Origin of the sequence: Vibrio sp. H11 (assembly GCF_004804295.1) — a bacterium.
Taxonomy (GTDB): Bacteria; Pseudomonadota; Gammaproteobacteria; order Enterobacterales; family Vibrionaceae; genus Vibrio; species Vibrio ostreae.
Map to the genome: position 1 here is coordinate 276,892 of NZ_SSHN01000001.1, position 25,629 is coordinate 302,520.

Sequence of the window (25,629 nt, forward strand, 5' to 3'; positions counted from 1 at the left end):
GAGGTAGCGAATACAGGCATGCGCGGCGTGCCTGTATTCGTGCACCCATAATAATATGTGAGTGAGGAGATTGACCATGGAGGTTAAATCCAGAAAACCGGGAGAATTGGTATTCAGTGTACTGATGGTATTGCTGAGTGCCGGCTTGTTGTATCAGGCATTTTTCATTTCCGACTCCCATGCGTTGAGTTCACCTGGCGCGTTTCCGATGAGTGCAGCGGCGATCATGCTGGTGTTCTCATTGATTACCGTGAAGGACACACTGAAAAAAGCACCGGTGAAATCGGCGCTGCGCGCTTTTCTGCAGCAGATTGTGCCGACCAATGTGGTGATCATGCTGGTACTGATTGGCCTGTTTGCTTTTTGTCTGGAAAGCATCGGCTTTGTGATTACCACGTTTGTTTTTCTGACCGTTACCCTGCTGCTGTTGCATCAGCGTAACCTGGTTAAAGCGGTCACCATTGCGCTGCTGGCACTGGTGGTGATTTATATTATTTTCCGTCTGGTATTTTTGGTTATCCTGCCAGAAGGGGTGATTCCAGAAGGTGATGTGCTGTCTTATCTCTCTTCATTATTTAGCGGAGGCGCCTGAGATGTTGGAATCTATCAACTATTTTCTGATGTCATGGACATCAATGAACCTGTTTTTACTGACCGCTCTGGGGACCTTTCTCGGGATCTACATCGGCGCGATTCCCGGTTTGTCAGTCACTATGGCTGTATCGATCCTGATTTCGTTTACTTTCCCCTGGGATCTGAATAACGCTTTGTGTCTGATGGTCGGTGTTTACATGGGCGGCGTATATGGCGGCTCACGAACCGCCATTCTGTTGAATATTCCGGGCTCGCCATCGGCGATTGCCACCGCAATCGATGGTTATCCGCTGGCTGAAAAAGGCGAAGCCGGGCGTGCAATCGGCCTGACCACGATCATGTCGGTTGTGGGTGGCTTTGTCGGGATTCTGGTCCTGTCGTTTGCCGCGCCGGTCGTGAGTACATTTGCGATTCAGTTCCAGCCACGTGACTATCTGATGATAGGTATGCTTGGCATCATGCTGATTAGCTCATTATCCGAAGGCAGTTTTGCCAAAGGGATGTTTACCGGCGCGATCGGTATCCTGATCGGTACGGTCGGCCTCGATCCGCTAACAGCGGAAGAGCGTTTTACTTTTGGAGTGGTCGAACTGTGGGATGGTATCAACCCGATTGCCGTCATGATCGGTATGTTTGGTCTGTCTGAAGTGCTCAGTCAGCTGCACAATATCGACAAAGCAGTCATTAAACAGAAGCTGACTAAAATCATTCCGGGTTGGATGGATGTACGCCGTTACCTGCCACTGAGTATTAAATCTTCCTTGATGGGCGTTGTGGTTGGCGCGCTGCCGGGCACCGGCGGTGATATCGCGTCTTTGATGGCTTACGACTATGCCAAACGCAGCACGAAAAATCCGGAAGTGCCGTTCGGCCAGGGCGCAAAAGAGGGCCTGGTGGCACCGGAAGCGGCCAATAATGCGGCGGTAGGCGGTGCCTACATTCCGATGCTGACGCTGGGTATTCCCGGCGATGCGGTTACCGCGGTGTTTATCGGTGCGCTGTTCATCCACGGCCTTAATCCGGGCCCGCTGCTGCTGGCCGAAAACCCGAGCATTTTCTGGTTTACCGTCGGCAGCCTGACGTTGGCTAACCTGTGCGTGCTGGTGTTTGGTCTGACCGGAATCAAGGTGTTCAGTAAAATGGTCAGTTGTCCGAAAGGAATCCTGATGCCACTTATTGTCGTGCTGTCAGTGGTGGGTGCTTACGCGATCAATAACTCGATCACCGATGTGTGGTGGATGATGGCGTTTGGTGTGCTGGGCTATTTTATGCGCCAATACAACTACCCGATAGCACCGGTTATTTTGGGTGTGATCCTCAGCGATCTGATGGATCAGAACTGGCGCCGGGCGATGTTGTCCGAGCAGGACAATATTTTATCCTTTATCCAGGGCATTTTTACCAGTCCGATCTCAACCGTGCTGGCGGTAGTGATCGCCCTGATCTATCTGTCACAGATCCCGGTCTGGAAAAAGATTAAGCACAACTGCGCGCAGCGCAAAACGTTCGCGAAACAATAACAAGAGATAACAGAGACAGACTTCAGCACAGCCTTGTCGGGCTGTGCTGCGGTGTGCTGCTGCCTGTTGTCCGCAAAATGAGAGGAAATCCCGATGAAACTTGGACTTATTGGTCAACATATTCAAAAAAGTAAATCTCCTCAACTTCATGAATTGCTGGGTAAAAAGCTCGATATTGCTACCAGCTACGATCTGTTTGACTGCAAACTCGATAACGAGCAGGCCTTGTACGAATTACTCAAGGATCTCAAACAGCGTGGCTATCGCGGTGTTAACGTCACCCACCCTTATAAAGTGTGGGCCTGGAACATCGTGGCGAATACATTTAACACCAGTGCCGGGCTGGGTGCCCTTAATACGCTGATCATTGACGGCGAAGAACTGAGTGGCACCAATACCGATTGCAGCGGTTTTGTGCGTGCCTATCAAAAAGAGTGTTCAGACCTCAAACCGGGCAAAGTGCTGATGAAAGGCGCTGGTGGTGTCGGGCGTGCGATCGCCTTTGGCCTGGGTATGCTCGAGGTGGAACACCTGTACATCTTTGATGAAAACACAGTCAGCCTGCAGGCGCTGGTCAGCGATTTGCAGCAGGCCGGTGTCGCGTGCAGCGCGCTTACCGCTGATGCAGTGACGGCATGTGCACTCAATTGTGATGGTCTGGTCAATGCTACACCGGTTGGTCACTACACCACGCCGGGCGCCTCGTTCAGTGCTGAGCAGGTGCAGGGCCAGCGCTGGGTTTTTGACGCAGTGTATACACCGGTCGCAACCGAATTTATTTGTCTGGCCCGCGCGGCAAATATGAGCGTCATCAGCGGCTTTGAGCTGTTTATCCACCAGGGAGTCGATGCCTACCAGTGGTTTTCCCAGCGCGCGGTCGACAGTCAGCTGCTCAGCGGCGAAATCAGTGTGGAGTAACTTTGCCGCGGTTAATGCGTGGTGAAGCACAAACAAGGACAAGAGTATGAAAACAGGTATTGCAACCGTCAGTATCTCCGGATCGCTGGTCGACAAACTGCATGCGGCAGCCAACGCCGGCTTTGACGGTGTGGAAATTTTTGAAAACGATTTAACCCAGTCCGATCTGTCACCGCGTCAGGTACGCCAGTTGGCAGAAAGTCTTGGTTTGGAAATTATTGCCTTACAGCCGTTTCGTAATTTTGAAGCGATGCCGGAGGCGATACGCAAACAGAACTTTTATCAAGCCCGCAAGAAGTTTGAACTGATGCATGAATTGGGTACGTCACGTCTGATGGTGTGCTCGAACGTGTCTCCGCATGTGATTGATGATCCGGCGCGCGCAGCGGCCGATTTGCATCAACTGGCAGAGCTGGCTGCGCAGGAAAACTTCCAGATCGGCTACGAAGCGCTGGCCTGGGGACGCTACGTGCATGACTACGATCAGGCGTGGGATATCGTTAAGCAGGCAGACCACGGCAATCTCGGTATCGTGCTTGATACCTTTCATATGTATGCGCGGAATAATACCCTCGATACCATGCGTAATGAGATCACGGCCGATAAAATCGCTCTGGTTCAACTAGCGGATGCCCCAAGCCTGCAGATGGATGTGCTTAACTTCAGCCGCCATTTCCGCTGCTTCCCAGGGCAGGGCGATATGCCAATCATCGAATTTATGCAGTGCCTGAAAGAGAAGGGTTATCGTGACTATATCTCCCATGAGATCTTTAACGATGAGTTTCGTGCTTCGCTGGCGAGCGAAAAAGCGACCGACGGTATGCGTTCGCTGATTTGGCTTGGTGAACAGCTCAAAGAGCCCGAAGTGCCGGAGCCGACCATAGATTCACTGGCCTTTATCGAATTTGCCATTGAGGGTGAAGATGGCCAGAAGCTAGTCAATCTGTTGCAGCAGCTTGGTTTTGCCATCACCCATCGCCACCGTTCTAAAAAAGTGGATCTGATGCGTCAGGGTAAGATTAATCTGGTGCTGAATTATGAGCCACAAAGTCAGGCGCACCATTATTTTCTTTCCCACGGTGTGTCGGTATGCGCACTCGGTTTTGGCACCAGCAGCGTGGCACAAATGATTAAGCGCACTAAGCATTATGATTGTGCCCGCTTTAATAATCAGGCCGGCCCGGGTGAGTTGAACATTCCGGCCATCAAGGGCGTCGGTGATCAACTGATCTACTTTGTCGACAGCCAGTCGGTACCGGAATTCTATGATATCGACTTTGTTCCGGTCAGCGATCCCAACCATGCCCATGCGGGGGCCGGGCTGCGAGAGTTTGATCACGTCGGACAGACGGTACTCGACACCGACATGTTGTCGGCCACCTTCTTCTTTAAAGCCCTGTTCGGCTTTGACATCGAACCAAGTCAGGATATGACGGATATTAATGGACTTGTGACCAGTCGTGTGGCCAAGAGTCCGGCCGGCAATATCCGCATGCCATTTAATACCTCGTCGGCGCGTAACTCTTCCGCGCAGCGTTTTGTCAATCAGGCACAGGGTGCGGGTGTGCAACAAATTGCCTTTAATTGTGACGATATTTTTGCGACAGTACAGCAAGTATCCCGTGATTGTATCCTGCCTATTCCGGCTAACTACTATCGTGATCTGGAAGCGCGCTTCCAGCTTGATACCGAGTTGCTGGCCCTGATGCAGGAGTACCACATTCTGTATGACCAGAATGAGGAAGGGCACTTCTTCCATTTCTATACCACAGAGCACTTTGGTGTGTTCTTTGAAGTGGTGCAGCGGGTCAATTATCAGGGGTACGGTGAACCGAACGCTCATATCCGTCTCGCTGCACAGGCTCGGCAGCAGCGCATTGGCAACTAAGCCGTGACATCCGCCAGCCGCCGATGAAGGAGAAAGGGTGATGCCGCTGGGTATCACCCTTTTTGTTGTTGAACTATAAGGAAGTTTATCTTGAACGTGTTATCCGTCGTGTTTCCCATCTTTCTGATTATTTTTCTTGGCTACCTGTGTGTGCGGCGCGGATTAATCTCCGCCGGTGCGGTGGCGGAAATGGGGCGTTATGTTATGTATCTGGCATTACCGGCGGTGATCATCAAAACCCTGATGGAGCTGCCGCTGAGCGAACTGTTTAATCCCCGTTATCTGCTGGCTTACCTGCTGACGTCCTTATCGGTGATGGTGGCCGGTTTCTATCTGTTGCGACGAGGCATGCAACAGGGCGGACTCGATAGCGCGCTGATGATGGCCGGTATGGTGGTACCCAATAGTGCATTTATCGGCTATCCGGTAATGTTGCAGCTGATGGACTCGCCGCCGGTGAGTGGTTTTGCCATGGCATTGATCATCGAAAATCTGTGTGTGTTGCCTATCTGTTTTATTTTAATGGACTTTCATGCAACCAGTAGTCAAAGCGGTTTACGCTCACGGATAATGGGTGTTTTAAAGCGTACCAGTAAGAATCCGCTGCTGATTTCGATTGTGCTGGGTGTAGTGGGTAATATCCTGGCCGTACCGCTTCCGGATGTTATCAATCAGACGCTGACCTTGCTGGCACCGTCTGCGGTATCAGTGGCGCTGTTTGTGATTGGTGGTTCACTGGCAACGATCGCGATTAAAGAGACCCGCTGGTGGCCGCTGCTGACCACGGTATCGGTCAAGCTGGTGGTGCATCCTCTGGTGGCACTGCTGCTGATGTCCTGGCTGTTGCCGGGACAAACCGCACTGACCATGACTCTGGTGGTTATCACGGCAGTGCCAATGTTCAGCATTTATGCGGTGGTCGGCGAAGTGTATTCGCGGCGTGCTTTTTGCGCCACCGCGCAGCTGGTGGCGACCGCTGCATCTCTGGTGTCGATTCCGATGATGCTGAGCATTGCCAGTTGGTGGCTGGCGCGCGGATAAGGTGCCTTGGCAGAGGTATTGTGAAGCAAGGCGGCAAACTGTTACCATCCGGCTATTGATTATTTGTCGGGCGTGGACATGATTCCGCTGATTTATCACCCCATCTATTCGCAACTGCCGCTGCCCGAAGGGCATCGTTATCCGATCAATAAGTACCGTTTGTTGTATGAGGCGCTGCAGCAACAAGCACCTGACTGGTTAGCCGCGTTTGAGTTCTTTGCTCCTCAGGCGCTGACTCTGAAGGATATCTGTCAGGTTCATAACGCCGAGTATGTCCGGGCGCTGGCTGACGGCCTGCTGCCGGCGGCAAAAATGCGTCGTATCGGTTTTCCCTGGAGCCCGGCTCTGATTGAGCGCACCCTGACTTCGGCAGGCGGAACCACGCTGACCGCGCAACTGGCGCTGCAGCATGGTCTGGCGATTCATCTTAGTGGTGGCTATCACCATGCGCACCATGATTTTGGCAGTGGATTCTGCCTGTATAACGATCTGGTGCTGGCGGCGCATCGCGCCTTGCAGCACGAGGGGGTCGACAAAGTTCTGATTGTTGACAGTGATGTGCATCATGGCGACGGCACCGCGACCTTGTGCGCCGGACGTGACGACATCATTACCTTATCTTTCCATTGTGATAAAAATTTCCCGGCCCGCAAGCCGGAGTCCGATCTGGATGTCGCCTTAAGCCGTGAAGCTGATGATGATGAATTCCTCAGCCACTTTATCTCTGTCGTCACCATGGCGGTCAATCTGCATCAGCCGGATCTGATTATTTACGATGCCGGCATCGATATTCACCAGGACGATGAGCTGGGCTACCTCAACGTCTCGACGGCGGCGATATATCAGCGTGACTGCTTTATGATGGATCTGGCGCGCGAGCGGCGCCTGCCGATGGCGTGTGTGGTCGGCGGTGGCTACCGCAGTGATCATCAGACCCTGGTGCCGATTCATCTGCAACTGTTTAAAGCCGCATTTGACCGCTACAAGGAGTAACTATGCAACATCGTATTCGTGGTGCCGGTATTTTGATTGACAATGATGCGGTACTGCTGGTGAAAATTCGCGACTTTACCGGTGAGTACTGGATCCCGCCCGGTGGTGGGTTTGAAGAGGGAGATCGCAGTACCAAAGCCTGTGTGCAGCGTGAATTTCGGGAGGAAGCGGGGATTGAAGTTGAAGTCGGTGAACTGATCTGTGTGCGTGAGTTCCTTGAGCATGACCCTAAACGCTACCATGCGGAATTTTTCTATGCGATTGACCGTTATCGGGGTACGCCCAATACGGACAACCTGAAAGGACTCAATGATGAAGCGGTGATTCAGTCGGTGGAGTGGGTGCCTGTCGAAACACTGCCAACGTTGCGGGTCTATCCGGCGGAGCTGCATGGCCCCTTGATTGAATGGACCCGCCAGCGCCGTTTCAGCAGGCATTTGGGCAGTTATATTCAGGGTAATGCCGAGCACATTAATCATTTGTGACTCGTTGTTGACTGTATGCAGAGAAGCCCGATCCGGATTGCCGCATACTGTTGGGGGCCTTGTTGGTAAACCCCTGGTTCAAACACGACCAGAAACACCACGTCGTCACAGCGGACTGAATCTGTGCTTCGGCAATCGCTTATCAGCGACTTTTGAATGGATTACGTTGCCAGTGTCTGTTCATCTCTGCTGAATGTCACTATTTTTAGCGATAAAGCTCGTTGGGATCAAAGATCAATAACACAAGGACGTGAATTGGTCTGAGTTGGATTTGCGCAGTATAGCGATGCTGAAGAATGAGGCTGACTGCGCCGCCAGGCAGCGCAGTCAGATGACCGTTCGGCGTACCGGTTGGGTCATCCCCCGTTATCTGAGAGCTGAAAACGCCGCAGCCACTTTAGCCACATTGCTTTCGTTAAGGCCAGCCAGACACATGCGGCCGCTGCTGATCAGGTAGATGCCGTGTTCTTCACGCAGGGTATCCACTTGCTCGGCGCTGAAACCTGTGTAACTGAACATGCCTTTCTGTTTCACCAGGAAGCTGAAATCTTTGTGCGGACAAAGTTGCTGCAAAGTGTTGTGCAGGGTTTCACGCATGGTGAGAATACGGCTGCGCATCTCTTCAACTTCGCTTAGCCAAAGATCGTTCAGCTGCTGCGTGTTCAGCACATTTGACACCACTTTCGCGCCGTATTTAGCCGGGCTCGAGTAGTTACGACGTACGGTTGCCTTCAACTGGCCCAGAACACGTGACGCTTCTTCGCTGTCGTTACACACCACTGACAAACCGCCGACCCGCTCGCCATACAGAGAGAAAATCTTCGAGAATGAGTTGGAAACAAAGCTGACCACATTGGGCTCAAGCGCAATTTTACGGATCACATAAGCGTCATCAGCCATGGTGTCACCGTAGCCCTGATACGCCATATCAAAGAATGGGATTAGCTGATTGCGTTTAATAATTTCAATCACCTGATCCCACTGTTCATTGGTCAGGTCGACACCCGTCGGGTTATGGCAGCAAGGGTGCAGCAGGACAATATCCTGAGCAGGCAGCTGACTTAAGGCCGAGAGCATCCCATCGAAATCCAGCATCTTGGTCTGCGGATCGAAGTAAGGGTAAAAATCAACCTGGAAACCGGCGCCGGCAAAAATTGCATTGTGGTTTTCCCACGTCGGGTTACTGACCCAGACGGTGGATTTTGGGAAGTAGTAATGCAGGAAATCCGCACCGATCATCAGTGCACCTGAACCACCGAGCGACTGGATTGTCGCTACGCGCTGATCTGTCAGCGCCGGATGGTTAGCGCCGAACACCAGGTTCTGTACACCCGCACGGTATGGTGCCAGGCCTTCCATTGGCAGGTAAACACATGGCTCGGCATCGGCTTGTTGCAGCTGCACCTGAGAAGCGGCCACTGATTTCAGGGTCGGGATTTTGCCATTCTGGTCGTAGTACAAACCAATACTCAGATTGACTTTGTCAGATCGGTCATCCGCCATAAATTTTTCCATCAGAGACAGGATAGGGTCTCCGGCGTATGCTGTGACATGGTTAAGCACAGTGTTTCTCCTTAATTTTTATACTTGGTAACGATCTGAGCGATGGTTAAGCGCGATGATTAGGTTGAGCACCAGGCCGCAAACAACCGACAGCGCTAACTCATACAGTCCGACCACGGACAATGACACCAACATGATGATCAGGTCAATCCCCATCAGCAGCCACCCGGCTCGCAGACCAAATCTGTCTTGCACATATAAGGCGAGAATATTGAATCCGCCCAGGCTGGCTTTGTGGCGAAATAAGATAATAAATCCGGTACCAAATAAAAAGCCACCAAAAATCGCCGCATAAATCGGATTGAGGTTACTGATCTGAATAAATTGGCTTTGAGTATTGGTGATAAAGGAAACTAACCCAACCGCAGTAAAGGTTTTCAGGCAGAACAGCCAGCCCATGCGGCGCAGAGCTAAATAGTAAAACGGCAGGTTAACCAGGAAAAAGATGGTGCCGAATTCCAGATGATAATGGTAACTCAAAAACAGCGACAGGCCGGCGGTGCCACCGGTGACCATACCGACTTGCTTTAAAAATAGTACCCCAAAGGCGACCAGGCTGGTGCCCATCACCAGCGCCATGGCATCTTCAAACCACTTATGATGTGTGTTTGCGACAGCGACTCCCGACATCGTAATCATCCCTAATGTTAATGTTGAGCTAAATGCGTGAATTGTGCGTTATTAATATCACAATGAAATATTCATGCAATAACTAATCAATTTTAGCTCAATCTGTGCATTTAAAGCCGGTTTGTTGCGCCAAATGCGCGCCAGGATGCCTATTTTGGTGCAGAGTTTTTATTGGGAAATGACGTTACCGTGTTCTTTGACCCGTTCCAGCACCACCGAGGTTTTGATATGGGAAATGAGTTTGGTGGTGAAAATACGGTTGATCAGGGCATTCAGAGTATCCAGGTCGGAGACCAGGCTCTTGACCAGATAATCGGCATCACCTGTGGTTTTAAATGCATCGATAATCGATGGCTCATTATTTATAAAGTTCAGAAAGTTAAGTGTTTTTTCCTGTTCATGATTAAGCAGTTTAATCTCAATCATGGCGATCATGTCCTGTTTCAAGGCCTGTGGTGAAATACGAGCGTGATAGCCGAGGATCAGTTGCTGGTTTTCCAGGCTGATCCGGCGCCGTGAGCATTGCGAGGCTGACAGGCCGATAATGTCGCTAAGTTCTTGATTAGTAAGACGTCCGTTCTCCTGCAGTAGTTGCAGTATTTTGACATCATAGTCGTCCAGTGTGCTGACCATAGTGTGTCCCTGTTAGCGGTTGCTGTTATCGGTGAATGAGCTCGAGTGTACCAACTCACCGTCTGGGCGACTACTTGAGAATCGCGTCTACTGAGACAGGATTTGCGCCACCGTCAAAATGTAACAGGTATTTTCTAACGCAAGGGAGCGGAGAGAGTGAATATATCCGGGTCGCAACCAGTTTGTTGACCCCTGAACGGGTGCAGCGACTGGCCGATGCTATCTCACTGTGTTTTGAAATCTAGCCCGGGTAAGGAAAAATCGCCAAGCTTATGTGATCTCAATAAGTTAACGGCCGTAAAACAGGGCATTGCTGGCGGATGTAAGGGATAAGGAGCGCACAGTGAAACGCACTCTGGGGCTGTACTGGTTTACTAATGATCTAAGGTTGCTGGATAACGGGCTGCTGCATAAAGCCGCTGCGCAAGTGGACGAGCTGGTGTGTGTCTATTGCTATCCGCAGGTCACGCCTTTTATGCGTCATTATAGTCAGGAAGCAGGGCTCAATCCGCTGCGGCGTCAGTTTCTCGATCAGTCGCTCAAGTGTCTCAATCAATCGCTGGGCGACTTACAACAATGTCTGCATGTGCTGGATGCGCCCGCTCTGTCTGCGCTTGTTTCTCTGGTTGAAAATCTGGGTGTAACGCATCTTTTCGTGAGTGAGGTGTCAGGCAGTGATGAACAGCAGGCTGTCGCGCGACTCAAACAGCAGTGCCCGCAGTTAACGGTCGAGCAGTATGCGATAAATCATCTTTATCAGCCACAGCAACTGCCCTTTGATTTGGCTGATTTGCCCGCCACTTTTACCCGTTTTCGCAACCAGGTGGAATCTCTGGCAGTGGATTTACCACTCGACAGCCCGTTATCTCTGCCGCCTATGCCGGATGGGCTGCAAATCTCTGGCTGCAGCGGACAGCGGTTGGCAGAGCCTGAAATCATGACGCCCTTTAGCGGCGGAGAGCTGGCCGGACTGGCGCACTGTCAGCGTTATTTTGACTCCCGGCGGCCAGGTGACTACAAGCAAACCCGCAATGGGCTGGACGGAATGGACTATTCCACCAAATTTTCGCCCTGGCTGGCACTGGGCTGTGTTTCACCGCGTACTATCAACGCGATGCTCAGGCGCTACGAAGTTCTCTATGGTGCCAATGAGTCAACTTACTGGATTTATTTCGAGCTGCTGTGGCGAGATTATTTCTATTTTTACGCTCTGCGTTATGTCGAGCGCCTGTTTAAGTTTGGCGGAATTGAGGATAAAGCCCCGCTCACCAGCTACTATGCGCAGCGTTTTCAGGCCTGGAAGCAGGGCACGACGCCGTTTGCTATCGTCAATGCCTGTATGCATCAGTTGCGTGAAACTGGCTATATGTCTAACCGTGGTCGGCAACTGGTGGCCAGTTGCCTGATCCATGAGCTTCAGATCGACTGGCGTTACGGCGCTGCCTATTTTGAAACCCAGTTGCTGGACTATGATGTCGCCTCGAACTGGGGCAACTGGCAGTATCTGGCAGGTGTCGGCGCTGATCCGCGCGGCTCACGCCAGTTTAATCTGGATAAACAAACTGAGATGTACGATCCGCAGGGGCATTTTATCCGCCGCTGGCATGGCGATTCCACACAGGCGGAGCTGGACTCCGTCGATATGGTGGACTGGCCGGTTGGGCCACTAAAGAGAGACACCTAAATGCAGTTTGATACGTTACGTCTGATTCTGGGCGACCAACTCAACAGCGAGCATTCCTGGTTTGAACAGGTCGATGAGCGGGTGATCTATCTGATTGCCGAGCTCAGACAAGAGAATACCTACGTTAAACATCATATTCAGAAGAGCTGCGCGTTTTTTGCGGCTATGAGCCAGTTTGCCCGTCAAAAGCAGAGCGAAGGTCATCAGGTATTGCACCTGACCCTGGATGACAGCACGCAGTTTGCCGATTTAGCCGCGTTGATTCAGCACTATGTACGAGAAGTGGGGGCGACAAAATTTGAATACCAGCGCCCGGATGAATACCGCTTGTTAGCGCAATTGGCCAATCTCAAGCTTGACGGAGCCGTGATAGGCTGTGTCGATACCGAGCATTTCCTGCTGCCGTTTGATGAAATAGAGCAACAGTTTCCGCCCGGTAAACACATTCTGATGGAGCATTTTTACCGCCGGATGCGTAAACGGTTCAATATCCTGATGCAGGAAGGGAAACCAGAAGGCGGCAAATGGAATTATGACGCCAGCAATCGTAACAAACTGAAAGCGAAGGACATCCAACAACTGCCACAACCTTTATTGTTCGGGCTGGATGTTAGTGATATTCGCGAACGACTTAAACGTCACAATATTCCGACGATAGGACGTCTGGATGGCAAACTTATCTGGCCGGTCAATCGGGCGCAGAGTTTGTCGCTGCTGGCGCATTTCTGCCAGGTGTGCCTGCCGCGTTTTGGTCAGTTTCAGGATGCGATGACGGCGCAGCATGAGTCCAAATGGAGTTTGTACCACAGCCGCTTATCGTTCGCGCTGAACACCAAGCTGCTGCATCCGCGCGAGGTGATCGATGCGGCGCTGGTGATGTTTCGCGCCAGTCGTGGCGTCGATATTGCTCAGGTCGAAGGCTTTATCCGTCAGATCCTCGGCTGGCGCGAATACATCCGCGGCGTCTACTGGGCCAATATGCCGGCCTATCCGGATAAAAATGAACTGGGGGCCAAGCGGCGGCTGCCGCACTATTTCTGGAGTGGTGACACCAAAATGGTCTGCATGCAGCAGGCGATAGGACAGTCACTCGATTATGCTTACGCTCATCATATTCAGCGTTTAATGGTGACCGGCAATTTCTGTCTGCTGACCGGAATCGACCCGAATCAGGTCGACGAATGGTACTTAGGCATTTATGTCGATGCGATTGAGTGGGTGGAGATGCCGAACACGCGTGGGATGGCGCTGTTTGCCGATGGCGGGATTGTCGGAACTAAGCCCTATGCGGCCAGCGGATCTTATATCAATAAAATGAGCGACTACTGTAAAAGCTGTCATTATGATCATAAAGCGCGCAGCGGAGCGCGCTCTTGCCCGTTCAACAGTTTGTACTGGCGCTTTATGGATAAGCACGCTAAGCGCCTCGCCACGAACCCGAGAACCGGGATGATTTTCCGCTCCTGGGACAACATGGATCCGCAGCAGCGCACCACGATTCTTGACACGGCTGCGTCTCATCTGGCCAACCTGGAGCAGTTGTAATGCATATTGTGATTATCGGCGGTAACGGCGGGATTGGTTTTGCCATGCTGCAGCATACACTTGAGCGTTTTCCTGAGGCGCAAATTACCGCTACCTTTCGTCGCCGCCGGCCACAATGGCCACATCCGCGTGTCAATTGGCAGTCGCTCGATGCCAGTAACGAAGATGAGGTACGCAGATTAAGTGATACCACGGACTCAGTCGACTGGCTGATTAACTGCATCGGCCTATTGCACAGTGCTCAGCAGGGGCCGGAGAAGAATATCAATGCGCTGAACGCTGAGTTTTTTCAGCACAATATGATGGTGAATACGTTACCCATGCTGCTGCTGGCCAAGTATTTTACCCCGCTGCTAAAACGCAGTACGGCGCCCAAATTTGCCGCGCTGTCGGCCAGGGTCGGCAGTATCAGCGATAATCGCCTCGGCGGTTGGTACAGCTATCGCGCCTCAAAAGCGGCGCTGAATATGGTAGTGAAAACCTTGTCGATAGAATGGCAGCGTACCCTGAAACATGGCACGCTGCTGGCGCTGCATCCCGGCACCACCGACACTGCGCTCTCTGCGCCGTTTCAGGCTAACGTACCGCCCGGCAAACTGTTTACTCCGGCGTATGTCGCACAGCAACTGACTGATATCATTACGAACGCCACGCCTGAGCAAAGCGGTTCGTTCCTGGCTTATGACGGCCAGACCATCCCCTGGTGAGAATTTATAATGGGACACACACCGTAACTATGAATGAAATATAACAAGGACACACATGGTTAGTGACAGGCAGAAACGAAAAAAGCCGCTGATAAATCAGCGGCTTTTCGAATGTGGCGGAGAGATAGGGATTTGAACCCTAGGTACGCTATTAACGTACGCCGGTTTTCAAGACCGGTGCTTTCAACCACTCAGCCATCTCTCCGTTGTTGAGGCGCATATTAGCGACCCGATAAAATCTTGTAAAGTACCAATTGAATCGTTTGCTGAAATTATGCGCACTTGAGCCGAAAAACTTGTTCTACCTGGCGTTTTTCTCATTCTCTGGCACGAAAAAGAAGCGCGTTTACAGAGCGTTTACAGTGCGTTTACAGCGTTTACAGGGACACCCATCATTACATTGACGATTTTTGTTCCTTTCTCAGAACACCCAGGTTATTGTATTTTTCTCAATAGCCCGTTTGGTTCACAGGGCACTCACCGTAGTAAAATAATAATTGAGATGCTGCTCTCATATATCCATTGTGTTACTTATAATATTAACTTTTATTGTTCGTTATCCTGTGTAAAGCTTTATTTATCTTCTATGTTATTCCTATCTAACTAATACCTTTTGGCATGCTTATTTAAATTTATTGACTTTTTTCGAATTAAGTCCTGACTTAAAAGTAACTTGGTAATAACAATTTCCAGTCTGATTCAGCTAACTTATTAAAGCGTTATCTTGATTGAATAAACTTTTTAATCATTAATCAGAACCATACTGGTGTGAACAACGAAATTTAGTCACAGACCACGCCAATAATATTTTGACAAAATCACTAGGAGTAAAAGATGAATAAATACCTTCCAATTCTAGCGAGTGCCATGGCATTAACTGCATTCAGCGCGGCGTCACAAGCTGCGGTAATGGATGATGAAAGTGGCTTTTATGTAGGTGGTAACTACGGTTATGTAAAAGTAGACGGGCAAGATGATTTTGATGATGACAATGATGTCATGCAGGCGTTGGCAGGTTATAAACTTAACCGTTATGTAGCGGTTGAGGGAAGCTACATCGATTTTGGCAAATATGGTGGTGGTATTGCCAAAGCTGAAACAGATGGTTACACAGCAGCTCTAAAACTCACTGCGCCAATTGCAGAACGTGTGGAGTTGTATGCGAAAGGCGGTCAGTTGTGGTACACCACGGATTACGATATTGCCGGAGTGCATGGTGATGAAGATGATGAAGCGTTATTCGCTGGTGCAGGTGTCGGTTTTAAAGTGACCAATAATTTCCTCGTCAATGCTGAATATACCTGGTATGACGTTGATCTTGACGCGAATGATGCTCTAAATGGTGCTGATACCAACACAGACTTTAATCAGGTTTCTGTTGGTGCAGAATATCGTTTCTAAGTCAGGTAAATAATTTTCAGGGCGCTGGTGTTATTTTTAAATTTAATATCGGCGCCCTCTAGCTGTTCAATATTAGATGGTTCGAAGCCATAAGCCAATGACTGCTTCATGTTCTGGATTATTCTTTCTGAGTTAAGAGATAACAATCCCTGTTATACGCTGGCGATTTAACTGTACTTTCGCTGTATGTAGATTATCTCTGGTGCCAATCCAATGTCTCGAACGAATTTCCAGCACTGTGCAGAGCGCAATACACTCCTTCGGTGGTAAAGAGAGCCGGGTCAGTATCGGTGGTGTATTGTGCGCTATATGACCTGATTTCCCCTCTCGTATTTGCCTCCCCAGCCAGTCCAGTAACTTCAGGTAGTCAGTCAGGCGAAATGGAATGACTGCTCTGCCACTATTACTACTGTTGCTATTGTTGTCATCGATGAAATCGAGCAGGGGCTGATGAGATAACAAGTCTTGTTTTAAGTTTTCCAGCCGGATTTTGATGGATGTATAGTCTGATTGTTCCGGTGTTGGTGCCGCATTTGCCCGTACTGGGTTCAGATCGACATAAGCCATTGCGGCTAACAGGGCTTTTTCGTCCAGCAGCGCCTGAGATTTAAATCTTCCCTCCCAAAACCGTCCGGTACAGTGGTCTTCTCTATTGGCATGAGTTGCTATGTGCTGATTGAGTTCACGCATAAACCAGCTGAGTGAATAGAGACGGGTACGCCAGATTTCAATGATCTCATAACAAGTTTCTTCCGCTTTTGTCGTCACTTGACCGTGCTGAAAGCGTTGAATAATCGCCGGAAGATGATGAGCGATGGACCAACGCTCAATCACTTGCTGCTCAGACAAAGCGAGAGCGCTTTGTTTGTCGATGTAAACGACGAGATGGTAATGATTGCTCATAACGGCGTAAGCACATATCTGAATGCAGTAGATGGTTGCCAGGCTCAATAGACGCTGCTCTACCCATTCGCGACGATGTGAATAGGATACGCCGGTAAGCGGGTCTTCACCACACAGAAATGAGCGCCGCACACAGCGCGAAACGCAGTGGTAGTAAGGTGTTATGTCAGGGCATATCAACTGAGAGCGTGCTGTCGTCATAAATATTACTCATGGTGAAACATGAGATGATTGTGGCTGACATCGTGGCGATAACAACTATGAACAGCAGATTCGCGGGGCGGATCTCGGCAGGCTGTAACATCCGATGTTGCGTAAGCATGATGGAATACCCCCTAGTACGTATTCAAATCATTGCTAAATAGTGTGAGTGTTGTCCTTTGCTGGGATTTGGTCGCGCGGATTAAATCACGGCGTATATGGCGTAGGATGGGTGTCCTGCTTAGAGGGTGAAGGAAGGTGTCCTATTATTGGATTTTAGCGCGAGTGTCCGACTAGAGATTTAGTGTCCGACTTGAGATTTCCGACTAGAGATTGCTGATTAGAGAAGAAGACGAGAAAGGATTTAGGGTGTGTGTCCTGCTAGGACCCCTGCTAGGAAAGGGGAGTTGGCGGTGGTATAAAACGAAAAAGAGAGCCGAAGCTCTCTTTTTCAGGTGTATGGTCGGACTGAGAGGATTTGAACCTCCGACCCCCGACACCCCATGACGGTGCGCTACCAAGCTGCGCTACAGTCCGATGACATTAATCTAATCAGTTTTTACCTTAACGTCAACTGACTATCGTCATAAGATTCTGATTTAATTGTCCTTTGAGTAGAAACGCTGCAATTCAGTCAAACCTTGCATCAGAATAGGCAGAGTTGGGTTTTCTTCGCTCAGACGTTGATAGTTATCATCGAATAACTTGAAGTTACCGAATTTGTCGATAACTGTGGTTTCTTTATCGGTAATCAGCGCTAATTCGCGTGAATCACCGGCCAGAATCCATTTTCGGTTGCTTTCGTTGAACAGGTTACGACCACTGCTGAAATCATTCGGATTTGAGGAAACGCCCAGTAAATCCTGTAACAGAGTCACACTGACATCCAAGTGGCTGGATCTATGGGTGAAGTTGGCGGCGATCTTGCCAGGCCAGTGGATCACCATAGGTACCTGCAGTTGGTAACGACTGTAGTTGCTGTTAGCGCCCCAGCTGTTGGTTTTGGTTTCGTTGAACTCAGTACCATGATTGGAGGTAATGACGACGACGGTGTCATCCAGCAACTGCAGGTTTTGCAATTGGCTGAACAGCTGGGCCAACTCCTGGTCGGCTACATTGACCGAGTGATGGTAATTGTTACGCAGTTTGTCCGTCGCAGACGCTTTGCTGTCCTGGTTCGGCGCGTAGTTACTGAAATTGTCGACTGTCGTCAGTTCCAGATAGCTGAACCATGGCGCGCGGTTCTGTTCGCTGACCCACTGTGCCCAGCGTTGAATAGTTTGCTCATCTGCCGACTGGTTAGGATCGAACGGAGCCTGCGACAGAGGCAGTCCACGGAAAATGGTTTCCTGGTACAGGTCATCACTGAAGTTATCGCCACTGAATAAGCCAAACTGGTAATCCTGAGATTCCAGCACGTCAATCAGTACCGGAGAGGTACCCTGCACCTTGATACTGCTGGCATAACTGCTTGGCAGGCCGTAAAACAGACCAAAGATGCCGAAGGCGTCATTACTGGAGCTGTAATGATTACTGAAGTTGAGGTTGTTCTGAGCGAACTGATACATGTTTGGCATCAGGTCTTTGCTCAGGGCATCAGCGCGCAGGTTGTCGACGCTGACCACTAAAATGTTGAGATTATTCGCCCGACGGCCAAAGCGGATTTTTTCCAGCGGGTAACTGACTAAATCGACATTGGTACGATTTTTCTCTTCCAGGCGCTTGAGGTACTCTTCCCGATCCAGCAGGCCGTGTTTTTCCATAAAGGATTTCGCCGTCATCGGGTAAGAAAGCGGGAAGTTAGATTTCTGGCTGGTAACCGGTGTGTACAGGTACGCATCCGACCATACGTAAATCAGATGGCTGGCGATGAAACTGACGAAGAACACTGCAGCCAGAGGCCGACCGATACGCTTATGCGACAGTTTACGCTGTTTGCGCCACACCCATTCGGAGAGTCCGAGCTGCAGCAGGAAGATCAGTGGCAAAACCACGAACAGATGCTGCAGATCTGCACTGACACTACTGTCGTCAGCGAACAGCAGTTCCCACACCACAGGGGTAAGGTGCAAATTGATGGTCTGATAGGTCTGAGTATCAATCAGCAGGACCGTCAGTCCAAAGGTGGCAAAGCAGACGGCGACAAACCGGAACAAGGTCCGCGACGGAATCAAAAACGTCAGCGGAAACAGGATCAACAGGTAGAGGGCGAAAACCAGAAAGCCAAAGTGACCGACCCAGGAAAAAGTCAGATAAAACTGACCCAGGAAGGTGTCTGGCCAAGGAGACTGGGCAATGTAGCGTGTCCCAATCAGCATCGCTGCGATGATATTGAAGAACGCAAACCAGTGTCCCCAACCAACCAGACGTGATACTCGTTCGCCGTATGTGTTTCCGCTATCTACCATGAATTTTTCTATTTATCCGGTGTTAAGTATGAAATTAATCTTTCAGCGAAGACATTAAAGCTTGCGCAAACTTTTCTGCAATCGCTTTTCTCTGTGCCTTAGCTACGTTCTGATTGATGACATTGGTGGCCACGTTTCCTGCAATCATCAGGGTAAGCTCTGGTGATGCATCATGTTTATCAAGAACGGCAGCGATTTCAGTCAGGATAGTTTCAACTTTTTCGTCACTGTATTTAGATGTAATAGGCATAAAGACTCTAATGATGATAGTAAAAGCGGCTTATGATAACCTACTATGCCTTACAACTGAAACCAGTACGACGATTATTTCACTATGAGTTTGCACCTTTCTAATGTCATTTTGCATCAGTTGCGCAAAAATGATAATGACGAGCTGATGGTTAACTACCGCGCTCAATCTCTTGATAATGATACCTCAACCGAAAACTTAGTCGCTGAGTTACATCGTGTTTTCAATTCGAAAGCGGGCAAAGGCTTCGGTTCGTTTAAATCGGACAGCGAATTTCAGCACTGGTTGCAGGAGTTACGTAAGGGAGAGCGTAATTTTTACGACTTTTCCCAGGTCAGTGCCCAGCGCCTCAAAGATGAGCTGAGCAAATACCCGTTTGCGGACGAAGGTATTCTGGTCATGGCTGAGTATCAGTCACTGGCGACGGACTATCTGTTTATCGCTCTTTTGCCGTCTAACCAGAGCCTGAAAGTGACCGAAGGACTCGATATCAGTGCGACCGATTATCTCGATATCAATAAGATGGATATCGCGGCACGTATTGACCTGTCGAGTTATGAAACGGATAAAGACTCCAACCGCTACCTGTCTTACATTAAAGGTCGCGTCGGTCGTAAAGTTGCCGACTTCTTTCTTGATTTTCTGCAGGCCGACATCGGCCTTGATCCTAAGCAGCAGAACCAGGTTCTGATGCAGGCAGTCGAGGACTTCGTGACCGATGCCAAGCTGGAAAAAGACGATGCTATCAGCTACAAAAAGCAGGTCTACGATTACTGCAATGACCAGATTAAATCCGGTGAAGAAGTGCAGATTCAGGAGCTGTCCGGTGAACTGCCAGCCAGCGAGACCGGCAGCAGTTTCCTGGATTTTACCCGTGAGCACGGTTATGAGCTGGAAGAGAGCTTTCCAGGTGATCGCAGTACCGTGCGTAAGCTGACCAAATATGTTGGTGCCGGTGGTGGTCTCAACATCAGTTTTGACAGTCTGCTGATGGGCGAGCGGGTGTTCTACGATCCGGAGACGGATACCCTGACCATCAAAGGAACACCGCCAAATTTGCGTGACCAACTGACACGCAAAAATGGCTGATTGAGTCAGATGAACTACATCACGAATTGACAGAAAGAGCGCTGCGGCGCTCTTTTTTTATGCACCTTTGCGCCCTGCAGCACGACAGTCAATCCATTTCGATATATGCTTGTATTTAATAATAAATCGTTCAGCAGGCTCGCAGATGGTCAGGCAAAGGCGCGGTGGTTTTTTTAAAAGTAAGTGGTATTTTGCCATCATGGCACTTTGGGGCGTGGTGATGCTGTTTGTGGTGCTGCAATACCGGGCACTGGAGAACAGTAACCGCAGTGTGACCGCACTGCAGGACAGTGTTATTCACCTACGCAACACACTCTATTTCCGAGAGCCTTACCGGACCAATCGTTCCAGCGATTTGGCATTGAATATTCAACAGGTTTACTCATTACGTCGTCAACTTGAGCTCGACTGGCAAGGGCGCTGGTTGCAACCGGACATGTCTCAGTTGCTGTATGTGACAGACCGATTCATTGAATTAACCCAGAGCTTTGTCGCGATTGAATTGTCACTCAGTGACTTTGTGGAGCGATTAAATCAGTCGCGGGACAGTTACGTTTCTCAGCCGGATATTCAACTGCGCTACTGGCAGATTGGCTCTTATGTACTGCAGGCTTTGTATACCGAAGGGCAGCAAAGTCCGCAACTGTATCGCACTTTCGACCACATTTTGCAGTATTCCTACCAATTGCCGGAGCAGGAGAGAAACGAACTGCAGCGCACTCTGACATCCGTTTCTTCATTGTTAAGTAAATATGCAGAATCAGACAATCAGGTCACCAAACTGCTGGAGCATCAGGTGCATGATGAAGTCACGCTGGTAGCAATAAAACTCCAACAGGATTTCAAGTGGTTAACCATACTGGCGATGGCAAGCAGTGTCACCGCTTTAGTGCTCGTGGTGTGGCTGCTGCGACGCGAGCAACAACTTCTGCCGGAAAGTGATGCTTTGTCAGCCAAGCATGAGCAAGGCCACAACCCAGTGCCGCAAACGAAGGTTATGGCGGCTGAAAACTCAGCGCCGGTTTTTTCTGCAATAGCCGGTGACAATGCCGGGTTGATCGAGCCGCAAGTGCTGTCCTCGGAAGTGGATATGCCGGCGATGCTGAATGCTCTGGATAACGATCAGGCATCGGTTTATCTGTTGTTGGAGGTGTTCGTCGAGGATCACCAGCATGATGCTCAGCAGATCAGCCAATTGTTGGTTTCAGATCGTGAAGCTGCTGAGCGGAAAGTACATAGTCTGAAAGGTGTCGCCAGTAGCCTGGGCGCCAAGGGTTTGAAAGAAATTGCCACCGACATAGAACTCAAGCTTAAACAGGGCGGTACACCGTCGGGCGGGGAATTGCAGAGTTTAGCTAAACAGTTGCAGCAGACTCTGGCCAGTGCCAGACATTGGCTGAGTCTGCAGGTGGATGGCTAAAACACTCAAAATTGGCTTTATTTTACGTTTTTTTGCTTTAAATGCTGATTTTTCCGATTCTTTGTTGTGATTAAATTCATTTTCCTAGAGCCTTAAATAAATTTTGCACAAAAAATGCCCGCTGTTTTTCTATCTAACATCCTCAATTTAATGGTGAAAGGATGTTCGCTCGTCGCGTGGCTTTCTCACTGTGAACGGAATTTGCGCTGTCGCGCACTAAAACGGTGACTTCTGGGCTTTATCCGTAAAAAAATCCTGTCGATAAGCGCCTGACCGACGTTCCACAACGGTGCGAGGCCTATGATAACAACCAGGACAAACAGCCTTGCTTAACAAGGTTGCCAAAGTGATAAGGGGGATTCAAGCTCCGGCATGCGGGTCAACCGGCGGTGCAAACTGTGGCAAAAAATTGCTGATTTCTGTGGATTGAATGCGAAATGGGCGAAAATAGCGAGGCTGAAAAAGAAAAAGTTACAACTTTTGCCAAGAAAGGGTTGAGATTTTTTTCTGAACCACTTATAGATGGTAGACTGAATTTTTAATTGAAATACACGGAGAGTTAGTGCGATGAGAGTAGGTTTAGTGGGTTGGCGTGGTATGGTTGGTTCTGTACTTATGCAACGTATGGTTGAAGAAGGCGATTTCAACCTGATTGAGCCGGTATTCTACAGTACGTCTCAAATCGGTATCCCTGCTCCTAACTTTGGTAAAGAAGCGGGTTTACTACAAGATGCATTTGATATTGATAGTCTGAAGCAACTGGATGCAGTGATCACCTGTCAGGGTGGCAGCTACACAGAGAAAGTGTATCCTGCTCTGCGTCAGGCTGGCTGGAAAGGCTACTGGATCGATGCAGCTTCTACCCTGCGTATGGCTGAAGATTCCATCATTACTCTGGATCCGGTTAACCTGAATCAAATCCAGCAAGGTATTCATGGCGGCACTAACACTTTTGTCGGCGGTAACTGTACTGTCAGCCTGATGCTGATGGGGCTGGGTGGTCTGTTCGAGCGTGGCCTGGTTGAGTGGATGAGTGCCATGACTTACCAGGCGGCGTCTGGTGCTGGTGCACAGAATATGCGTGAGCTGATCTCCCAGATGGGCGTGATCAATGACTCCGTCAGCTCTGAGTTGGCTAACCCGTCAAGCTCTATTCTGGATATTGATCAGAAAGTAGCGGAAACCATGCGTTCTGCAAGCTTTCCGACAGACCAGTTTGGTGTACCTCTGGCTGGCTCTCTGATCCCTTGGATCGACGTTAAACGGGACAATGGCCAGAGCAAAGAAGAGTGGAAAGCTGGCGTTGAAGCAAACAAGATCCTGGGCTCATCGCATTCTCCGGTGCCAATCGATGGCACTTGTGTCCGTATCGGTGCAATGCGTTGCCACTCTCAGGCACTGACTATCAAGCTGAAACAGAATGTGCCACTGGACGAGATCGAAGAGATGATCGCGACTCACAACGACTGGGTTAAGGTTATCCCGAACGAACGTGATATCACGGCACGTGAACTTAGCCCGGCCAAAGTTACCGGTACACTGTCTGTGCCAGTTGGCCGTCTGCGTAAAATGTCGATGGGTGACGATTTCCTTAACGCGTTCACCGTTGGTGACCAGCTGTTATGGGGTGCGGCAGAACCGCTGCGTCGTACACTGCGTATCATTCTGGCTGAGAAGTAAAAACACCTCTTCCCAGGCTAGAAAATAAGCATACTTTGGAAAAAGCGCCTGCGGGCGCTTTTTTTATTGTTACCTTTTCTCAACGCTCTTTTCTTACGGCCTGCAATACCTAGCGTTAAACTAATCACGGCTTTCAATATCCTCGGCAGGGCGAAGTGGTCATCGCAGCTTACCTCAGTTAGTCATCGGGTGGCTGCACGTTTGTTGGCACTGAGCCTGCGTTGACTTTCGGCGTTAGCTCAGCTGGTACCACACGTTTATCCGGGTCAGCCAGTTCACTGCCACAATGTTTGCAGTACATGGCATCCGGATCATGGCCTGCATGGGAGCAGTTGGGACACTTGACCAGTTCACGGTGTGAGTTCATCTCCTGGTTCAGCTCTGCGGTAATAATGCCGGTTGGCACTGCGAGGATCGAATAACCGAGCAGCATGGTCAGAGCGGCGACTGCTTTTCCGAGCGGAGTTTGTGGTGCGACATCGCCATAGCCGACGGTGGTAATGGTGACTATCGCCCAGTAGATACTTTGCGGAATACTGGTAAAGCCGTTTTCCGGTCCTTCGATAACATACACCAGTGAGCCAAAAATGGTCACCAGTATCGCCACCGTACTGAAAAAGATCAGCACTTTGCGTCTTGCTCCCAACATGGATCGCATCAGAATGTTGGAGTCCTGCAGATAACGCACCAGTTTCAGAATCCGGAAAATACGCATCACACGCAATAAGCGGATTGCCCCCATAAAGGTGGCGGAGGGAAACAGCAGGCTGAAATAAGTCGGCAGGATAGACAGCAGGTCGATGACGCCGTAAAAACTTTTCGCGTAGGCTTTGGGCTGAGGGGAACAATAGAGTCTGAGCAGATATTCGATGGTGAATAATGCTGTGAAGACGTATTCGATGATTCGGATTTCCTGCTTCCAGACGGCGGCTACCTCGGGGATGGAGTCGAGTATCAGCGCCAGAATGGATGTCAGGATCGCAATAATCAATGCGATGTCAAAAATACGCCCGCCGCGGGTGTGAGTTCCGAAGATAACGACGTAAAGCTGATGTTTAAAAGTATTGTCCGTCATGATATTGCAACCTGTGTCACTCGTTGCAATATCATAACGTTATGTCGGGCGTTAGGCTAATCCGGTAACAGCTTACGCCAGTCCCGGAAACAGGCTGCGTAATCCGTTCGCGATAAATTCAATCCCCAATGCGCCCAGAATCAGGCCCATGATACGGGTGATGACGTTGATCCCGGTCTGACCCAGTAAGCGCACGATATAAGGTGCGGAGCGGAACAGAACCCATGATGCCACGCAGAACAAAATAATCGTAACGACGATGCCTAAGGTATCCATCATCGCCGGATAGCGCGAACCATACACAATCGTCGAACTGATCGCGCCCGGGCCTGCCATCAGCGGCATCGCCAGAGGAACCACACCTATCTGCTCACGGCTGATGTATTCGGTCTTTTCCTGCTTATTCTGCTTATCTTCCCCCAGTTTACCGCTCATCATCGAAAACGCGATGCTGAGCAGCAGTAAGCCGCCTGCCACGCGGAAAGAGTCGAGGGAAATGCTGAACATATCCAGCAACATCTGACCACCGAGTAATGCAATGATCAAAATGACCGCAACGGCTGTGTTAGCGGTGGCTGCGGTTTTGTTCTTCTCTTCCGGTGTCATGTGGCCGGTCAGCGAGACAAACACAGGCATGATACCGACCGGGTTAACGGCGGCCACAAGGCCAAGGAAAAACTGCAGAAAAATAGCGAACTCAAATTGCATTAAGGATTCTCTTGAAATCACAGGGTTGACATAAAAAGCAGGCTTAATGTAGTGCAAAGCCTGTTAAAGCACGAATGAAAAAAAGTATCGCTGCAGGCCTCTGATGATTAAGAAAAACTAATCATTGGATTTGAGTGTGAACCAAACGTGCCGTTATTGTTGGTTTTGTGTGCAACTTAGGGTGAGGATGTTAACCAGAGCACGGTTTGGCGAAAATTTACGCAGTGGTGTGGAGGCGTATCGCTGAAAAGATATACTGCTTAGTGGCACATTAATCCACGGGTACATGTAAT

The 25,629-nt window shown here is 49.9% G+C and carries 22 protein-coding genes and 2 tRNA genes; 14 read left to right on the forward strand and 10 right to left on the reverse strand.

Going from position 1 to position 25,629, the window contains the following annotated elements; translation table 11 throughout:
* The first annotated feature begins 76 nt into the window (after window positions 1-76).
* The 7 genes from E6C74_RS01445 to E6C74_RS01475 all read left to right on the forward strand — a co-directional run bounded on the left by E6C74_RS01445 (window position 77) and on the right by E6C74_RS01475 (window position 7,439).
* Complete coding sequence (locus E6C74_RS01445) at window positions 77-592, forward strand: tripartite tricarboxylate transporter TctB family protein (protein WP_136482662.1); 516 nt, start codon at window positions 77-79, stop codon at window positions 590-592.
* A gap of 1 nt (window position 593) precedes the next feature.
* Window positions 594-2,114 carry a tripartite tricarboxylate transporter permease gene (locus tag E6C74_RS01450; RefSeq protein WP_136482664.1) on the forward strand — a complete coding sequence of 507 codons (1,521 nt, stop codon included), beginning with the start codon at window positions 594-596 and terminating at the stop codon, window positions 2,112-2,114.
* Window positions 2,115-2,207: 93 nt separating this feature from the next.
* Entirely contained in the window at window positions 2,208-3,032 is an 825-nt protein-coding gene (locus E6C74_RS01455) for a quinate dehydrogenase (protein ID WP_136482666.1), read from the forward strand.
* Window positions 3,033-3,078: 46 nt separating this feature from the next.
* Window positions 3,079-4,920, forward strand: a complete 1,842-nt coding sequence (locus tag E6C74_RS01460) for a sugar phosphate isomerase/epimerase and 4-hydroxyphenylpyruvate domain-containing protein (protein WP_136482668.1) — start codon at window positions 3,079-3,081, stop codon at window positions 4,918-4,920.
* Window positions 4,921-5,016: 96 nt separating this feature from the next.
* Window positions 5,017-5,961, forward strand: coding sequence for an AEC family transporter (locus E6C74_RS01465; protein WP_240798117.1), 945 nt, complete (start codon window positions 5,017-5,019; stop codon window positions 5,959-5,961).
* 78 nt (window positions 5,962-6,039) lie between these two features.
* Entirely contained in the window at window positions 6,040-6,954 is a 915-nt protein-coding gene (locus E6C74_RS01470; RefSeq protein WP_136482672.1) for a histone deacetylase, read from the forward strand.
* 2 nt (window positions 6,955-6,956) lie between these two features.
* Complete coding sequence (locus tag E6C74_RS01475; RefSeq protein ID WP_136482674.1) at window positions 6,957-7,439, forward strand: NUDIX domain-containing protein; 483 nt, start codon at window positions 6,957-6,959, stop codon at window positions 7,437-7,439.
* Window positions 7,440-7,805: 366 nt separating this feature from the next.
* Here the strand turns inward: E6C74_RS01475 and E6C74_RS01480 are convergent, their stop codons facing one another.
* The 3 genes from E6C74_RS01480 to E6C74_RS01490 form a co-directional block, all read right to left on the reverse strand.
* A complete protein-coding gene (locus E6C74_RS01480; protein WP_136482676.1) occupies window positions 7,806-9,002 on the reverse strand; it encodes an amino acid aminotransferase in 1,197 nt (398 codons plus the stop codon).
* A gap of 18 nt (window positions 9,003-9,020) precedes the next feature.
* Window positions 9,021-9,632, reverse strand: coding sequence for a YitT family protein (locus E6C74_RS01485; RefSeq protein WP_136482678.1), 612 nt, complete (start codon window positions 9,630-9,632; stop codon window positions 9,021-9,023).
* A gap of 168 nt (window positions 9,633-9,800) precedes the next feature.
* The gene (locus E6C74_RS01490; protein WP_136482680.1) at window positions 9,801-10,265 is read right to left on the reverse strand and encodes an Lrp/AsnC family transcriptional regulator; all 465 of its coding nucleotides are present in this window, start codon (window positions 10,263-10,265) and stop codon (window positions 9,801-9,803) included.
* 343 nt (window positions 10,266-10,608) lie between these two features.
* Here E6C74_RS01490 and E6C74_RS01495 point away from each other — a divergent pair, with 343 nt between their 5' ends.
* From E6C74_RS01495 to E6C74_RS01505, 3 genes are read left to right on the forward strand one after another with little or no spacing between them, the layout of a single operon-like run.
* Window positions 10,609-11,949, forward strand: coding sequence for a DASH family cryptochrome (locus tag E6C74_RS01495; protein ID WP_136482683.1), 1,341 nt, complete (start codon window positions 10,609-10,611; stop codon window positions 11,947-11,949).
* Window positions 11,950-13,494, forward strand: a complete 1,545-nt coding sequence (locus E6C74_RS01500) for a cryptochrome/photolyase family protein (RefSeq protein ID WP_136482685.1) — start codon at window positions 11,950-11,952, stop codon at window positions 13,492-13,494. It abuts the gene before it with no gap.
* The gene (locus E6C74_RS01505; RefSeq protein WP_136482687.1) at window positions 13,494-14,201 is read left to right on the forward strand and encodes an SDR family oxidoreductase; all 708 of its coding nucleotides are present in this window, start codon (window positions 13,494-13,496) and stop codon (window positions 14,199-14,201) included. The genes E6C74_RS01500 and E6C74_RS01505 overlap by 1 nt, the downstream gene beginning before the upstream one ends.
* 114 nt (window positions 14,202-14,315) lie before the next feature.
* On the opposite strand, the gene E6C74_RS01510 is transcribed toward E6C74_RS01505, so the two are convergent.
* Window positions 14,316-14,406, reverse strand: a tRNA-Ser gene (locus E6C74_RS01510).
* Window positions 14,407-15,035: 629 nt separating this feature from the next.
* Between E6C74_RS01510 and E6C74_RS01515 the strand changes: the two genes are divergently transcribed.
* Window positions 15,036-15,602, forward strand: coding sequence for a porin family protein (locus E6C74_RS01515; protein ID WP_136482690.1), 567 nt, complete (start codon window positions 15,036-15,038; stop codon window positions 15,600-15,602).
* Window positions 15,603-15,734: 132 nt separating this feature from the next.
* On the opposite strand, the gene E6C74_RS01520 is transcribed toward E6C74_RS01515, so the two are convergent.
* The 4 genes from E6C74_RS01520 to E6C74_RS01535 all read right to left on the reverse strand — a co-directional run bounded on the left by E6C74_RS01520 (window position 15,735) and on the right by E6C74_RS01535 (window position 19,364).
* Window positions 15,735-16,706 carry a transposase gene (locus E6C74_RS01520; RefSeq protein ID WP_136482692.1) on the reverse strand — a complete coding sequence of 324 codons (972 nt, stop codon included), beginning with the start codon at window positions 16,704-16,706 and terminating at the stop codon, window positions 15,735-15,737.
* A 460-nt stretch (window positions 16,707-17,166) separates the two neighbouring features.
* Window positions 17,167-17,243 (reverse strand) — tRNA-Pro (locus E6C74_RS01525).
* Between the two features lie 62 nt (window positions 17,244-17,305).
* Window positions 17,306-19,114, reverse strand: coding sequence for a DUF3413 domain-containing protein (locus E6C74_RS01530; protein ID WP_136482694.1), 1,809 nt, complete (start codon window positions 19,112-19,114; stop codon window positions 17,306-17,308).
* Between the two features lie 34 nt (window positions 19,115-19,148).
* A complete protein-coding gene (locus E6C74_RS01535) occupies window positions 19,149-19,364 on the reverse strand; it encodes a YejL family protein (RefSeq protein WP_136482696.1) in 216 nt (71 codons plus the stop codon).
* Window positions 19,365-19,448: 84 nt separating this feature from the next.
* Between E6C74_RS01535 and yejK the strand changes: the two genes are divergently transcribed.
* From yejK to asd, 3 genes are all read left to right on the forward strand, one after another.
* Window positions 19,449-20,453 (forward strand): nucleoid-associated protein YejK, encoded by a 1,005-nt coding sequence (yejK, locus tag E6C74_RS01540; RefSeq protein WP_136482698.1) that lies wholly within the window; start codon window positions 19,449-19,451, stop codon window positions 20,451-20,453.
* A gap of 145 nt (window positions 20,454-20,598) precedes the next feature.
* A complete protein-coding gene (locus E6C74_RS01545; RefSeq protein WP_240798101.1) occupies window positions 20,599-21,873 on the forward strand; it encodes an Hpt domain-containing protein in 1,275 nt (424 codons plus the stop codon).
* A 567-nt stretch (window positions 21,874-22,440) separates the two neighbouring features.
* Entirely contained in the window at window positions 22,441-23,553 is a 1,113-nt protein-coding gene (asd, locus tag E6C74_RS01550; RefSeq protein ID WP_136482701.1) for an aspartate-semialdehyde dehydrogenase, read from the forward strand.
* A 178-nt stretch (window positions 23,554-23,731) separates the two neighbouring features.
* On the opposite strand, the gene E6C74_RS01555 is transcribed toward asd, so the two are convergent.
* Both E6C74_RS01555 and E6C74_RS01560 read right to left on the reverse strand, forming a co-directional pair.
* Window positions 23,732-24,628 carry an ion transporter gene (locus E6C74_RS01555; RefSeq protein WP_136482703.1) on the reverse strand — a complete coding sequence of 299 codons (897 nt, stop codon included), beginning with the start codon at window positions 24,626-24,628 and terminating at the stop codon, window positions 23,732-23,734.
* A gap of 72 nt (window positions 24,629-24,700) precedes the next feature.
* On the reverse strand, window positions 24,701-25,336 hold the full coding sequence (locus E6C74_RS01560; RefSeq protein ID WP_136482705.1) for a YchE family NAAT transporter: 636 nt from the start codon (window positions 25,334-25,336) through the stop codon (window positions 24,701-24,703).
* Window positions 25,337-25,629: the final 293 nt, after the last annotated feature.